Source organism: Microbacterium sp. CFBP 8794 (assembly GCF_014841235.1).
In the GTDB taxonomy this organism is placed as follows: Bacteria; Actinomycetota; Actinomycetes; order Actinomycetales; family Microbacteriaceae; genus Microbacterium.
The window spans coordinates 17,934-32,055 of record NZ_JACYTT010000004.1 but is presented as its reverse complement, the minus strand read 5'-3'; the positions used below and the strand labels follow the sequence as shown (position 1 = coordinate 32,055).

The following is a 14,122-nucleotide window of genomic DNA, read 5'->3' as shown; positions in this document are numbered from 1 at the left end:
ACAGTGGAACAATGCCCGTTTCCCTGCTCGGTGCCGCCGAGATCCGCCGGCTCGCCGCCGACCTCGACGTCACCCCCACCAAGAAGCTCGGGCAGAACTTCGTCGTCGACGCCAACACCGTGCGCAAGATCGTCCACGTCGCCGGGGTCTCGGCATCCGACCGTGTCGTCGAGATCGGTCCCGGGCTCGGTTCGCTCACCCTCGCGATCCTCGAGACCGGTGCCTCGGTCGTGGCCGTCGAGATCGACCACCGCCTCGCCGAGCGTCTTCCCTCCACCGCCGCAGCGCACGATGTGCCCGCCGACCGGTTGACCGTCATCGACGCCGACGCGCTACGCGTGCAGTCGCTGCCGGGGGAGCCCGAGGTCCTCGTGGCGAACCTGCCCTACAACGTCTCGGTGCCGGTGCTGCTGCACTTCCTCGAGACGTTCCCGTACCTGCGCAGCGGCGTCGTCATGGTGCAGGCCGAGGTGGGGGAGCGGCTCGCCGCCCCGCCCGGGTCGAAGGTGTACGGAGCGCCGAGCGTCAAGGCGGCCTGGTACGGACGGTGGCGGCTCGCCGGCACCGTGTCGCGCCAGGTGTTCTGGCCGGTGCCGAACGTCGACAGCGTGCTGGTCGCCTTCGAACGCGACGCCGACGTACGCGGCTCCGAGGAGCACCGGCGCCGCACGTTCCAGATCGTGGATGCCGCTTTCCAGCAGCGCCGCAAGATGTTGCGCCAGGCGTTGTCCACCGTGCTGGGGGGAACCGCGGCCGAGGCATCGGCCCAGCTCGAGAGAGCCGGCGTCGACCCCACGCTGCGCGGCGAGCAGCTGACGGTCGAGGATTACGCCCGCATCGCCGCCCTCTGACGCGCGGCGGTTCCGCGTCGGGCGGCGGCGCTCGGCGCGGGGCACGGTCGGCCGGGTGGACGCCGATCCGCCCGAGGGGGCGCGGTCGTGCCGCGCTTCTCGCACCGAAATCGAGGGGCATCTGGGCGAATTCGCACCGTGTTCATCACGCGTTCGCGAAACATGCCGGTAACATTTCGAGCCAACCGGGAGCATCACGCCGGTGACGAGGTCGTACCCGACGGCCCGAGAGGAACGAGATGCGTTACGCCGAGTATCCCCGCGCTGAGCGAGTGCTCCTGCACCTGAGCGACACCCACCTGCGTGCGGGAGGAAGCCGGCTCTACGACAGGGTCGACGCCGAGGCGTATCTCGCCCGAGCCGTCGCGTCGATCGAGGCTTCCGGCATCCGCCCGCAGGCGCTCGTCTTCACGGGCGACCTCGCCGACTTCGGTGAGGCCGACGCGTACGACCGCGTCCGCGCGCTCGTCGACCCCCTCGCCGAGCGCCTCGACGCCCGCGTCGTCTGGGTGATGGGCAACCACGACGATCGCGCCACCTTCCGCTCGCACCTGCTGCCCGACGACGGCGCCGACCCTGCAGCCCCCGTCGACCGCGTCGACGAGTTCGACGGACTGCGCATCGTCACGCTCGACACCTCGGTTCCCGGCGCGCACCACGGCGAGGTCAGCGCCGCGCAGCTGGCCTGGCTCGCCGACGTCTTGGCGACACCGGCCCCGCTGGGCACCGTGCTGGCGATGCACCACCCGCCCGTGCCGAGCGTGCTCGACCTCGCCGCCTCGGTCGAACTCCGCGATCAGCGGAGCCTCGCCGACGTGCTGCGCGGTACCGACGTGCGGGCGATCCTCGCCGGTCACCTGCACTACTCCACGTTCGCCACCTTCGCCGGCATCCCGGTATCGGTCGCCTCGGCCACCTGCTACACGCAGGACCTCATGGTGCCCGCCGGGGGAACCCGGCCGCAGGACGCGGCGCAGGGCTTCAACACCGTGCACATCTACGACGAGACGATCGTGCACTCTGTCGTGCCGCTGGCCGCCACGGAGGCCCTGCAGTACGTCGACGCCGCCGAGTCGCAGCGACGCCTGCGCGACGCCGGGATCCTGGTCCCGAGCGCGCGGGAACTCAGCGGACGGGTGTCGCCGCCGACGACGCCGCTGCCGATTCTGCGCTGACCGACGGCTTCTCCCACGGAGCGGCGACCGGGAAGTACCGCTCGAGGCAGGCGCGCAGGGCGGGAACGCGCACCTCTTCGGGGATCTCGGGCACGCTGCCGTCGTTGAGGCAGAACATGTCGGTGTCGCGCCGCGAGACCAGGCGTTCCATCGTGCGCAGCGAATCGAGCTGCGTGGTCTGCACGTACCGTGTCCGCGGCTGCGTGGTGATGACCGCGCGACCCGTCGCCAGCGCGTAGTGGTGGTACAGGCTGTTGGTCACCGAGATGTCGGTCGCCGAACGGAACCGGCTGGCGGCGGTGCGCGCGTAGTCCTCGGCGAACTCCTGCTCCAGCTCGAAGGCCACCGAGCGGCGCAGCGGCGTCGCGCAGTGCTCGAGGTCGAGCGTGATGACGCGGTTGAAGTGCTCCTTGAGCAGCGCGCGGTTCACCCGCAGGGCGTTGTCGTGTCCGGAGCGGTCGACGTGCGACGGGCCGCTGCCGATGCGGACTCCGCTCTCGACGAACCGGCTCACGCCCCCGCCGCTGAAGAACAGCTCGGGAGTGACCGGACGACCGAAGAACATGTCGTCGTTGCTGTAGAGGAAGTGCTCGGCGAGCCCGGGAATGCGGTGCAGCTGGGCTTCGACGGCGTGGGAGTTGTGCGTGGGAAGCACCGACGGATCGGCGAAGAACTCCTCGCTGCGCACGATGGTGACCTTGGGGTGGTCGGCGAGCCACTCGGGAGTGGGGGAGTCGGTCGCGATGAAGATGCGACGCACCCACGGGGCGTACATGTGCACGCTCCGCAGCGCATACCGAAGCTCGTCGACCTGGCGGTAGCGGGCGGCGTTGTCGTCGCCGTCGCCCACGACGTAGCCCTGCATGCGCGCGGCACGCTGACGCTGGAACTCGCTCGAGGAGCCGTCGACCCACGAGAAGACCATGTCGACGTCGGCGGTGAACTCGTTGGGGTGCGGATCGAACATGCCCGACACCGTCGTCCACGTGCGGCCGTACCGCTCGACCTCGACCAGGTCGAGATCGGCCGCGGCGAAGCGACGTCGGGTCAGGGCGCTGGGGCGGGGCGCTTCGATGGTCGTCTTGCCGAAACGCCACAGCTCCAAGCGGGGAGCCAGTGCCGCGCCGTAGCGGTACGAGCCCTCCGAAGAGGTGCGGGGGCGGAAGACGGCGTACGCCTGGACGGTCCCGGGTGCGGGCACGACGCTGTGCGCCGGGACGGGGTCTTCGCCGCGTGCCTTCAGATACACCGGACCGAGGTCGGGATCGCACAGGGCGGCGATCGCGGCGATCGCGTCGGCGGTGTCGACGACGAGCTTGGGGCGACGGTTGGCATCGCGAACGAGCATCACGCGCACGCCCGCGGCCTCGATGGCAGCGGCCGCGGTGAGCAGGTCTTCGCGTTCCGCGAGGGCGGGCGGGGCGGTGTCGTCGATCACGTGCAGGATGCCGTCGTGCATCCGGATATCGGACCGGGACAGCAGGGCGCGCCAGGGATCGGCGTCGATCGACAGGGGGACCATCGGGCGCATGCTGCCTCCTCGGAAGGGGTGGACGGGATTCGGACACCGTATGGTTCCGGCGTTTCGGTCGCGTTTCGGCGGCGGCGCCGATCGACACGGGGGGCGCGCTACTGTCGAAGAGTGACTCGAATCGCGCGTTCCGGCCCGGACCTTCCCGTGACCTCGCGTGAGCGACGGCGGGAAGCGGGCCGACGTTCCAGTTTCGCACACGGCGACGCGGCCGGGCGCACGGTTCTGCGAGCGGGGCGATGACCCCCGCGTCGTCCGAATCCGTCCGCGTGCGCGCGCCCGGGAAGATCAACGTCTTCCTCGAGGTCGGCGACGTTCAGGACGACGGATATCACGAGCTCGCGACGGCTTTCCAAGCCGTGTCGCTGTACGAGGAGATCGTCGCGACACCGGCCGACGACATCACGCTCGAGGTCGCCGCGCGCGGACCGGTCGACGTCGACGGCGTGCCGACCGACGGACGCAACCTGGCGGTGCGGGCGGCGCGCCTGCTCGCCCAGACGGCGGGGATCGATCGGGGCGTGCACCTCGCGGTGCGAAAGGCCGTCCCCGTCGCGGGAGGAATGGGCGGCGGGTCGGCAGACGCCGCGGCGGCACTGGTGGCGTGCGATGCGCTCTGGGGGCTCGGGATGCCGTCGAGCGAACTCGCGCGACTGGGCGCCCGCCTCGGGGCCGACGTCCCCTTCGCCCTGCTGGGTGGCACGGCGGTGGGAACGGGGCGTGGCGACGAACTGAGTCCCGCTCTCGCGCGCGGTCGTTTCGACTGGGTGCTCGTGCCCAACGAGGTCGGAATGTCGACGCCCGTCGTCTACGGCGAGCTCGACGCGCACCGCGAGCGCAACGCCGTCGACATCGGGCCCGCACCCCGCGATCCCGCGGTCGACCCCGACGTGCTGCACGCCCTGCGCCAGGGCGACGCCCGCATGCTCGCCGCCACCCTGCGCAACGACCTCCAGGCGCCCGCTCTGCACCTGCGTCCAGACCTGGCGCGCGTGTTGCAACGGGGCGAGAGCTCCGGGGCCCTCGCGGGGATCGTGTCGGGGTCGGGCCCCACGCTGGCCTTCCTCGCCGCCGACGAAGCCTCCGCCCTGGATCTTCAGATCACCCTGAGCGCGGCCGGCCTCGTCGCCCTCCACGTGCACGGTCCGGTCGCCGGAGCCCGCGTCGCCTGACCGGCGGGCACCATACCCGAGCGTGTCACACAGGGCAATCTGGCCTTGGCGTGATTTCCGCCTGGGTAGCCTCGACCGAGGTGGATCGCCACCGCAGGGTGCCGTACCCCGCGGGGTGCCACGAAGGGGGACCCCATGAAGGCAGTACTCGACGGCGTCGTCATCGCCGAGGCCGACCGTGACGACCTGGCGTCCATCGAAGGCAACTGGTACTTCCCGCCGGCCGCGGTCCGCGAGGGCGCGCTCCAGCAGAGCCCCACGGCGTACACCTGCCCGTGGAAGGGTGCGGCCCAGTACTGGACCATCTCGCTCGACGGGGCCGAGCTCACCGACGGAGCGTGGTCGTACCCCGACCTTCGCCCCGGTGCCGTCGACCGCGTCGGCAAGGATTTCGCCGGCTACGTCGCATTCGACCGTAAGGTCGTGGTCTCCGACTGAGTCGGGCACGCAGATGATCGAATTCTCGACCGTTTCCAAGGTCTTCCCCGACGGCACGCGTGCCGTCGACGAGTTCAGTCTGGTGATCCCCTCGCGCAAGACGACGGTGTTCGTCGGATCGTCGGGGTGCGGCAAGACGACGCTGCTGCGCATGATCAACCGCATGGTCGAGCCCTCGTCGGGCGAGATCGCGATCGACGGCGACGACATCGGCGGCAAGCCCGCGGTGCAGTTGCGCCGCAGCATCGGCTACGTCATGCAGAACTCCGGTCTGCTGCCGCACTTCACGGTCGCCGACAACATCGCCACGGTGCCGGTCTTGCAGGGGCAGAGCCGCAAGGCAGCCCGTGCGCGCGCGCTCGAGCTGATGAAGACGGTCGGGCTCGACACCGCGATGGCCGACCGCTACCCCAGCCAGCTCTCGGGTGGGCAGCAGCAGCGTGTGGGCGTCGCCCGCGGGCTCGCCGCCGACCCCAACATCCTGCTCATGGACGAGCCGTTCGGTGCCGTCGACCCGATCGTCCGCGACGAACTGCAGCAGGAGCTGCTGCGCCTGCAGAGCGAGATCGGCAAGACCATCGTCTTCGTCACCCACGACATCGACGAAGCCTTCCTGCTCGGCGACCAGGTCGTCATCCTCGAGAAGGGTGCGAAGATCGCGCAGGTCGGAAGCCCGAGCGAGATCGTCGAGAATCCGGCATCCGACTTCGTCGCGAGCTTCATCGGCGCGGTCAAGGGCAAGCGGGCGCTCCACCTCAAGCAGACGGAGAACGGCACCGTCGTGGTGGATGCCTCGGGACGCACGCAGGGTGCGCTCAGAGACGAGCCGTTGTCGTGACGTGGCTCTGGGGCAACTTCCCCCTGGTCGTCGATCTGACCCTCAACCACATCCGGTTGAGCATCATCCCGATCGTGCTCGGGTTTCTCATCGCGATCCCGCTCGGACGGGTGACCCTCACGGGCCGCTTCGCCCGCGGCACGGTGATCACGGCCATGAGCCTGCTGTACACGATCCCGTCGCTGCCGCTGTTCGTCATCCTGCCCGCGATCCTCGGAACGCGCGTTCTGAGCGATACCAACCTCATCGTGGCGCTGACCATCTACGCCGTCGCGATCATGGTGCGTGCCACCTCCGACGCGTTCTTCTCGGTCTCGGCCGAGACGAAGCAGGCGGCGACCGCGATGGGCTTCTCGGCCTGGCGGCGGTTCTGGCAGGTGGAGTTCCCCCTGGCGGGCCCGGTCATGCTGGCGGGACTGCGCGTCGTCTCGGTCTCGACGATCGCTTTGGTCTCGGTGGGCGTGCTCATCGGCTCCGAGAACCTCGGCTACCTGTTCACCAACGGCAAGCAGCGCAACAACCTCGAGGAGGTCGGCGTCGGTATCGTCGCCACCCTGCTCATCGCGTTGCTGTTCGATCTCATCCTCGTCGCCGCGGGCAGGATCCTCATGCCCTGGGCGAGGGTGGACCGTGCCGCCCAGCGGCGTGGCAAGCGCGCCGTCGTGGCCGCCCCCCTTGCTGCCGGGGGCACCGAGCCCACCGCAGCGGCCGACGAAGTGTCTCCGAGGGGCCGCGCATGAATCTCTTCCTCGACGCGATCGCGTGGATCTTCGCGCCGCAGAATTGGCAGCGCGGCGGAGTGTCGCCCCTGCCCATCCAAGACCGACTCCTCGAGCACCTGCTGTACACGGTGGTCGCGGTGGTCATCGCCGCGGCGATCGCCCTTCCGCTCGGGTTCTACATCGGGCACACCGGTCGCGGCCGACAGTTCGTCATCGGCTTCACGGGCGCCATGCGCGCGCTGCCGACCCTGGGCGTGCTGTTCTTCCTCACGATGGTGCTGGGCGCCCTGGTGAAGGGGAACTCCGGCATCTTCTGGGGAACGACCGTCGCCCTCGTGCTCCTGGCGATCCCCTCGATCCTCGCGGGTGCCTACGCCGGTCTCGAGTCGGTGTCGCGACCGGCCATCGACGCGGCGCGCTCGATCGGCATGACCGAGATGCAGATCCTCATGCGCGTCGAGATTCCGCTGGCCCTGCCGCTGATCATCGGCGGGCTCCGTGCGGGCACGCTGCAGGTGATCGCCACCGCGGTCATCGCGTCGTACGCCGGTCTCGGTGGGCTCGGCCGCATCATCAGCAGCGGCATCGGCCTCAACGATTACGACCGCATCCTGGGCGGAGCCATCCTGGTGACGGCCTTCGCGCTCGTGGTGGACGCGCTGTTCGCGATCGTGCAACGACTCACCCGCGGCCCCGGAGCAGTCTCCGGGGGTCGCGGCAACAGATTCCGTCGACGGGCGTCCCGTCCCGAGACGGTGGTGGAAACACCAACCCAAGAGAGGAATGTCACAGCATGAGCATTTTCAGTAAAGGCCGGGTCGCCTTCGGCGTCATCGCGGTCGGGGCCGTCGTGGCCCTGGCAGGGTGTTCGCAGGCGGATCCCACCGCTCCCGAAACCGGTAATGCCGGAGGAGACTCCAGCACCATCGTCGTCGGCTCGTTCGCGTTCCCCGAGAGCGAGATCCTCGGCGAGATCTACGCGCAGGCCCTGAAGGCCAAGGGCTTCGACGTGCAGACGAAGTTCAACATCGGACCGCGCCAGCAGACGATCCCCGCCCTGCAGGACGGTTCGATCAACCTGATCCCCGAGTACAACGGCAACCTGCTGGCGTACTACGACACCGCTTTCACGCAGCGCACGACCGAAGACGTCGACGCCGCGCTGACGGATGCCGTGTCCAAGGACGACCTGACCGTCTACGCCTCGGCCGCCGCGGAGGACAAGGACGCCTACGTCGTCACCCAGTCGTACGCGCAGGCGAACGGTCTCACCTCGATCGGCGACCTCGCCAAGGTCCAGCCCTTCAGCCTGGGCGCCAACCCGCAGTTCGCGGAGCTGGGCTACGGCCTCCCGGGCCTCGCGTCGGTGTACGGCGTCAGCAACGTGACCTTCGTGCCCTACGAGGACTTCGGTGGCCCCGACACCGTCCGCGCCCTCGTCGACAACACGGTGCAGGTCGCCGACATCTACACGACGTCGCCGGCGCTGAAGGCCGAGAACCTGCTCGTGCTCGAGGACCCCGAGAACCTCATCGCCGCGCAGAACGTGCTTCCCCTGCTCAGCACGTCGATCGACACGCCGGAGCTGAAGGACGCGCTCGACGCCATCTCGGCCAAGCTCACGACCGACGATCTCATCGATCTGCGCGACCGCGTCGAGGGCAGCGAGCAGGCGTCGGCCAGCACCGCCGCCGCGGACTGGCTCTCGCAGGCCGGTCTCAGCTGAGGCCGCTCACCCCGAACATCGGAGGCCGTCCCCACTCGGGGGCGGCCTCCGTCGTTCCTCGCGCAGAGCGCGCGAGCCCGCGCACCGCGTAGCCTGGGACGGATATGGCACATCTGCTCGGGGGCGAAGCCCTGCACCTGGAATACCCGACCAAGGTCGTCTTCGACTCCGTCTCGCTCGGCGTCAACGAGGGCGACCGCATCGGCATCGTCGGTCGCAACGGCGACGGCAAGTCGAGCCTGCTCGGTATGCTCGCCGGCATCCGTGAGCCCGACGGCGGGCGCGTGACGGTGCGCGGCGGTGTGACCGTCGGCGTGCTCGATCAACAGGACACCCTCGACGACGACGAGACCATCGGCCACGCGGTCGTCGGCGAGCGCGCCGAGCACGAGTGGGCGGGCGATGCGCGCACGCGCGACGTCATCGCCGGACTCCTGGGCGACCTGCCGTGGGACGCGCGCCTCGGCGACCTCTCGGGCGGGCAGCGCCGTCGCGTGGCACTGGCCCAGCTGCTGTCGGGCGACTGGGACGTGCTCTTCCTCGACGAGCCGACGAACCACCTCGACGTCGAGGCCATCACCTGGCTGGCCGGGCACCTCCGGCGGCGGTGGGCGCCCTCGGCCGGCGGCCTGCTCGTCGTGACGCACGACCGGTGGTTCCTCGACGAGATCTGCACCGCTACCTGGGAGGTGCACGATCGCCTGGTCGAGCCCTTCGAGGGCGGGTACGCGGCCTACATCCTGCAGCGCGTCGAGCGCGACCGCCAGGCCGCGACGATCGAACAGCGTCGGCAGAACCTCGCGCGTAAAGAGCTCGCGTGGCTGCGGCGCGGTGCCCCCGCGCGCACGTCGAAGCCGAAGTTCCGCATCGACGCGGCCAACGAGCTCATCGCCGACGTGCCCGAGATCCGCGACCGCGTCGCGCTGCAGTCCCTCGCCGTCGCGCGCCTCGGCAAAGACGTCGTCGATCTTCTCGATGTCGGCGTGACGTATGGCGACCACACCGTATTGAAAGACATCGAGTGGCGCATCGCACCGGGGGAGCGCACCGGCATTCTGGGCGTCAACGGCGCCGGCAAATCGACGCTGCTCAACCTGGTGATCGGCTCGCTCGAACCCACGAGCGGACGCGTGAAGCGCGGCAAGACCGTCAAGGTCGCCACCCTCACCCAGCGCCTCGACGAGCTCGATCAGCACATGAACGACCCCGTCCGCGTGGTGATCGCGAATCTGCGCACGACGTACTCGTTCGGTACGGGCTCGAAGGCGAAGGAGCTCACCCCCGGAGAACTCCTCGAGCGCCTCGGCTTCTCGAGCGCCCAGCTCTCGACGCCCGTGAAAGACCTCTCGGGTGGTCAGAAGCGGCGCCTGCAGCTCCTGCTCGTCATCCTCGACCAGCCGAACGTGCTGATCCTCGACGAGCCCACCAACGACCTCGACACCGACATGCTCGCGGCTATGGAAGACCTGCTCGACTCCTGGTCGGGCACGCTCATCGTGGTCTCGCACGACCGCTACTTCCTCGAGCGGGTCACCGACCAGCAGTTCGCGATCCTCGACGCCAAGCTCCGCCACCTTCCCGGGGGCGTCGACGAATACTTGCGGCTGCGCGCGCTCCAGGATGCCGAGCCCTCGCGGTCCGCGGCATCCGGCACCGTGGCGACGGCTCCGGGGCTGCAGGGCGCCGAGCTGCGCGCCGCGCAGAAGGAGGCCTCGGCCACCGAACGACGCATCGAGAAGCTGCAGCAGCAGATCGACAAGGCGAAGGCTGCTCTGGCCGACCACGACCAGGGCGACTACGTGGGCCTCGGTACGGAGATGCAGCGCATCTCGCAGCTCGAGAGCGAGCGCGACGAGCTCGAGATGACGTGGTTCGAGCTCACCGAAGCCATCGGCTGACTCCGGCCACCGGTCCCGCCACGTGCCGCGCGCGGCGGCGCGGGACTCAGTGGATGACGAGCTCGAGCAGCACGATGAAGATGCCGAGGCACGCCGTGGCGAAACCCCCGAGCAGGCGCCCTAGCAGACCCGCGCCTCGGCGCCGGTAGGCGCTGTACCCGAGGAGCGCGAGTACGAGGAACGTGGTCCACCCGCACAGCTCGGCCGCGTCGCTGACCGAGACGCCGGTGGCGCCGGCCCACACGAGCACGAGCATCGCGGGCACCGACGCGTAGAGCATGCCCGCGCCGTGACGCATGCCCTCGCGTGTGGCGTGGCGCAGGCCGTGCGTGGCGTGCTCGGTGAGCGTGTGCGCGAAGACGTGGGCGATGAAGAACACGAACAGCGAACCCGTCGACGTCAGCAGCACCTCCCACACCGATTCGGCGTGGTCGTCGGCGATGGTGACGAAGGCGGCGAACACGATCAAGCCGTAGATGGCGGCGGGGGAGCGGAAGCGCACGTCGAACCACGCCTTCACGCGCGTCCACGCCGACGGCGCCTCGACCGGGGCGCTCATGCGTCGAACCCCAGGCTGAGCTTGCGCAGCAGCGTCGCGAGGCGATCGCGGTCGCCGCGCGAGAGTCCCTCGAGCAGCAGGGCCTCGGCATCGACGAGCCGGGTGATCGCGGCATCCACGCGTACGCGTCCGTCTTCGGTCAGGGTCACCAGGATGCTCCGTCCGTCCTGCGGATCGGCCTCGCGGCGCACGAAACGGCGGGCGACGAGTCGGTCGATGCGATTGGTCATGGTGCCGCTCGAGACCAGGGTCTGCTGCAGCAGTTGCTTGGGGCTCAGTTGGTACGGCTCGCCGGCACGGCGCAACGCCGACAGCACGTCCCACTCCCACGACTCGATGTCGCTGCGCCGGAACGCCTCTTTGCGCGCGATGTCGAGGTGACGCGACAAGCGGGCGACGCGCGAGAGCACCTCGAGGGGGGAGAAATCGAGGTCCGGGCGCTGATGCATCCACGCATCGACGATGCGGTCGACCTCGTCGCTGTCCCGGCTCACCGTCTCATTATGTCGAGAGCCCGTCGCGTCGCGTCGCGCCGCCCGTGCGAGACGGCGTCGTCTGGCAGACTTGACCGGTGCCCGCGGGCACGGTCCGCTGTGGTGTAACGGCAGCACGACAGCCTTTGGAGCTGTTAGGTCCAGGTTCGAATCCTGGCGGCGGAGCATGACATCACCGACCGAGCTCGCCGTCGTCGTCCTCGCCGCGGGTCAAGGTACCCGCATGCGGTCGCGCACCCCCAAGGTGCTGCACCCCGTCGGTGGTCGTCCGCTCGTCGGTCACGTGCTCGACACCGCGGCGTCCCTCGACCCGGCGCGCATCGTCGTGGTCGTGCGACACGAGCGGCAGCTGGTCGCCGACACCGTCGCCGAGCTCGCCCCGGGTGTCGTCGTCGTCGATCAAGACGAGGTCCCCGGCACCGGCCGCGCGGTCGAGGCCGCGCTGGAGGCGCTCGGCGGGTTCGAGGGCGACGTGCTCGTGCTGAGCGCCGACGTGCCGCTGCTCGAGACCGGAACGCTCACCGAGCTGCTCGCCACTCACCGCACGGGAGGGTCGGCGGTCACCCTCCTGAGCGCCCGCGTCGACCAGCCGTTCGGCTACGGCCGCATCATCCGCGACGACGCCGACGGCGTCCGCCGCATCGTCGAGCAGAAAGACGCCACGGCCGACGAGGCCGCGGTCACCGAGATCAACGTGGGCGTCTACGTCTTCCAGGCAGCGCCCCTGCGCGCGCAGTTGGCGCTCGTGGGGACCGCGAACGCCCAGGGCGAGAAGTACCTCACCGACGTGATCGGGCTCCTCCGCGACGCGCAGCTCGGGGTCGCGGCATCCGTCACCCCCGATGCCTCCGCGGCCCTCGGCGTCAACGACCGTGTGCAGCTGTCGGAGGCGGGGCGCACCCTCAACGCCCGCACCGTGCGCCGGTGGCAGCTCGAGGGTGTCACCGTCGTCGACCCGGCCACGACCTGGATCGACGTCACCGCGACGCTGGCCCCCGACGTCACGATCCTGCCCAACACGCACGTGCGCGGTGCCACCGTGATCGCCTCGGGCGCCACGATCGGACCCGACACCACCCTCGTCGACTGCGAGGTGGGCGAAGACGTCACCATCACGCGCACAGACGGAACGCTCGCGGTCGTCGAAGCGGGAGCCACCGTCGGCCCCTTCGCCTACCTGCGCGCCAATGCCCGCGTCGGCGTGAACGGCAAGGTCGGCACGTTCGTCGAGGTGAAGAACTCCTCCATCGGCGAGGGCAGCAAGGTGCCCCACCTGTCGTACATCGGCGACACCGACATCGGTCGCGGGGTCAACCTCGGCGCGGGAGCGATCACCGCGAACTACGACGATCTCACCAAGCACCGCACCGTGATCGGCGACGAGGTGCACAGCGGCTCGCACAACGTCTTCGTCGCGCCGGTTACGATTGGAGACGGCGCCAAGACGGGCGCCGGCGCCGTCATCCGCAAGGACGTCCCCGCCGGTGCGTTGGCGCTCAGCGTGGCACCCCAGCGCAACATCGAGGGGTGGGTCGAGAAGAACCGACCGGGCACTGCGGCGGCCGACGTGGCCGCGCGGGCCCGGGCTGAACAGGAAGCGGCCGATGGCTCGTAAGAAGAATCGTGTAGATCTCGACCGCGACAACGGCATCGCCCCCGGCCTCGTCGCCAAGACGAAGAAGCGGCTGGTCGTCGCGTCCGGACGCTCGCACCTCGACCTCGCCGCACAGGTCACCCATCACCTGGGCACCGAACTGGCCCCCACCGAGCACCGCACCTTCGCCTCGGGCGAAATTTACACCCGCTTCGAGGTGTCGATCCGCGGGTGCGACGTCTTCGTCATCCAGTCCTTCGGGCCGCCGGTCAACGAGTGGCTCATGGAGCTGCTCATCATGCTCGACGCGCTCAAGCGCGCCTCGGCCAAGCGCATCACGGTCGTCGCTCCGTACTTCCCGTACTCGCGGCAGGACAAGAAGGGCCGCGGCCGTGAGCCGATCAGCGCCCGTCTCGTCGCCGACCTGCTGAAGACGGCCGGTGCCGACCGCATCATGAGCGTCGACCTGCACGCGGCGCAGATCCAGGGCTTCTTCGACGGCCCCGTCGACCACCTCTTCGCCAAGCCCGTGCTGCTCGAGCACTTCCAGCACACGCTCACCGGCGAAGACCGCGAGACCCTCACGGTCGTCTCGCCCGACATGGGCCGCGTGCGGGTGGCCGACACCTGGTCCGACAGCCTGGGCGCGCCGCTCGCGATCATCCACAAGCGCCGTGACCCGAAGGTCGCCAACCAGGTCTCGGTGCACGAGATCGTCGGTGACGTGAACGGCCGCACCTGCCTGCTGGTCGACGACATGATCGACACCGGCGGCACGATCCAGAAGGCCGCGCAGGCGCTCAAGGCCGCCGGTGCCCGCAAGGTCATCGTCGCCGCCACCCACGCGATCTTCAGTGACCCGGCCACCGAGCGACTGCAGGATGCCGCGATCGACGAGGTCGTCGTCACCGACACCGTTCCGCTGCCGCCCGAGCGCCGCTTCGACCGGCTCACGGTGCTGCCGATCGCGCCGCTGCTGGCCCGCGCGATCCACGAGGTCTTCGAGGACGGCTCGGTCACGAGCATGTTCGGCGGCGACGCGTAAGGGACCGTTCGAAAACCCCCGCCTGCGGTTCGAGGCGGGGGTTTTCGCGTCCTCGTTCACAGCCCGCACAAAGGTGTGA

At 69.8% G+C, this 14,122-nt stretch carries 14 protein-coding genes and 1 tRNA gene; 12 read left to right on the top strand and 3 right to left on the bottom strand.

Annotated features, from left to right (window positions below; genetic code table 11):
- Positions 1-11: 11 nt before the first annotated feature.
- Both rsmA and IFU19_RS11060 read left to right on the top strand, forming a co-directional pair.
- Positions 12-851, top strand: coding sequence for a 16S rRNA (adenine(1518)-N(6)/adenine(1519)-N(6))-dimethyltransferase RsmA (gene rsmA, locus IFU19_RS11065; protein WP_191915716.1), 840 nt, complete (start codon positions 12-14; stop codon positions 849-851).
- Between the two features lie 239 nt (positions 852-1,090).
- Entirely contained in the window at positions 1,091-2,026 is a 936-nt protein-coding gene (locus tag IFU19_RS11060; protein WP_055839699.1) for a phosphodiesterase, read from the top strand.
- On the opposite strand, the gene IFU19_RS11055 is transcribed toward IFU19_RS11060, so the two are convergent.
- Complete coding sequence (locus tag IFU19_RS11055; protein ID WP_191915717.1) at positions 1,977-3,557, bottom strand: stealth conserved region 3 domain-containing protein; 1,581 nt, start codon at positions 3,555-3,557, stop codon at positions 1,977-1,979. The genes IFU19_RS11060 and IFU19_RS11055 overlap by 50 nt on opposite strands.
- A gap of 239 nt (positions 3,558-3,796) precedes the next feature.
- Here IFU19_RS11055 and IFU19_RS11050 point away from each other — a divergent pair, with 239 nt between their 5' ends.
- The 7 genes from IFU19_RS11050 to IFU19_RS11020 all read left to right on the top strand — a co-directional run bounded on the left by IFU19_RS11050 (position 3,797) and on the right by IFU19_RS11020 (position 10,351).
- A complete protein-coding gene (locus IFU19_RS11050; protein WP_055839693.1) occupies positions 3,797-4,729 on the top strand; it encodes a 4-(cytidine 5'-diphospho)-2-C-methyl-D-erythritol kinase in 933 nt (310 codons plus the stop codon).
- 135 nt (positions 4,730-4,864) lie between these two features.
- Positions 4,865-5,167 (top strand): DUF427 domain-containing protein, encoded by a 303-nt coding sequence (locus IFU19_RS11045; protein WP_055839691.1) that lies wholly within the window; start codon positions 4,865-4,867, stop codon positions 5,165-5,167.
- A 13-nt stretch (positions 5,168-5,180) separates the two neighbouring features.
- A complete protein-coding gene (locus tag IFU19_RS11040; protein WP_055937818.1) occupies positions 5,181-6,005 on the top strand; it encodes an ABC transporter ATP-binding protein in 825 nt (274 codons plus the stop codon).
- The gene (locus IFU19_RS11035) at positions 6,002-6,745 is read left to right on the top strand and encodes an ABC transporter permease (protein ID WP_055839683.1); all 744 of its coding nucleotides are present in this window, start codon (positions 6,002-6,004) and stop codon (positions 6,743-6,745) included. The genes IFU19_RS11040 and IFU19_RS11035 overlap by 4 nt, the downstream gene beginning before the upstream one ends.
- The gene (locus tag IFU19_RS11030; protein ID WP_192013818.1) at positions 6,742-7,524 is read left to right on the top strand and encodes an ABC transporter permease; all 783 of its coding nucleotides are present in this window, start codon (positions 6,742-6,744) and stop codon (positions 7,522-7,524) included. Before IFU19_RS11035 ends, IFU19_RS11030 begins: the two co-directional genes overlap by 4 nt.
- Positions 7,521-8,453 (top strand): ABC transporter substrate-binding protein, encoded by a 933-nt coding sequence (locus IFU19_RS11025; RefSeq protein WP_055839677.1) that lies wholly within the window; start codon positions 7,521-7,523, stop codon positions 8,451-8,453. Before IFU19_RS11030 ends, IFU19_RS11025 begins: the two co-directional genes overlap by 4 nt.
- 104 nt (positions 8,454-8,557) lie before the next feature.
- Positions 8,558-10,351, top strand: coding sequence for an ABC-F family ATP-binding cassette domain-containing protein (locus IFU19_RS11020; protein WP_192013816.1), 1,794 nt, complete (start codon positions 8,558-8,560; stop codon positions 10,349-10,351).
- 46 nt (positions 10,352-10,397) lie between these two features.
- Here the strand turns inward: IFU19_RS11020 and IFU19_RS11015 are convergent, their stop codons facing one another.
- Together IFU19_RS11015 and IFU19_RS11010 are read right to left on the bottom strand one after the other, a co-directional pair.
- Positions 10,398-10,910 (bottom strand): hypothetical protein, encoded by a 513-nt coding sequence (locus IFU19_RS11015; protein ID WP_055839671.1) that lies wholly within the window; start codon positions 10,908-10,910, stop codon positions 10,398-10,400.
- The gene (locus IFU19_RS11010) at positions 10,907-11,359 is read right to left on the bottom strand and encodes a MarR family winged helix-turn-helix transcriptional regulator (protein ID WP_181016034.1); all 453 of its coding nucleotides are present in this window, start codon (positions 11,357-11,359) and stop codon (positions 10,907-10,909) included. Before IFU19_RS11010 ends, IFU19_RS11015 begins: the two co-directional genes overlap by 4 nt.
- Before the next feature lie 138 nt (positions 11,360-11,497).
- Between IFU19_RS11010 and IFU19_RS11005 the strand changes: the two genes are divergently transcribed.
- From IFU19_RS11005 to IFU19_RS10995, 3 genes are all read left to right on the top strand, one after another.
- A tRNA-Gln gene (locus IFU19_RS11005) sits at positions 11,498-11,569 on the top strand.
- A gap of 1 nt (position 11,570) precedes the next feature.
- On the top strand, positions 11,571-13,019 hold the full coding sequence (gene glmU, locus IFU19_RS11000) for a bifunctional UDP-N-acetylglucosamine diphosphorylase/glucosamine-1-phosphate N-acetyltransferase GlmU (protein ID WP_192013814.1): 1,449 nt from the start codon (positions 11,571-11,573) through the stop codon (positions 13,017-13,019).
- Positions 13,009-14,043 carry a ribose-phosphate diphosphokinase gene (locus tag IFU19_RS10995; RefSeq protein WP_055839665.1) on the top strand — a complete coding sequence of 345 codons (1,035 nt, stop codon included), beginning with the start codon at positions 13,009-13,011 and terminating at the stop codon, positions 14,041-14,043. Before glmU ends, IFU19_RS10995 begins: the two co-directional genes overlap by 11 nt.
- Positions 14,044-14,122: the final 79 nt, after the last annotated feature.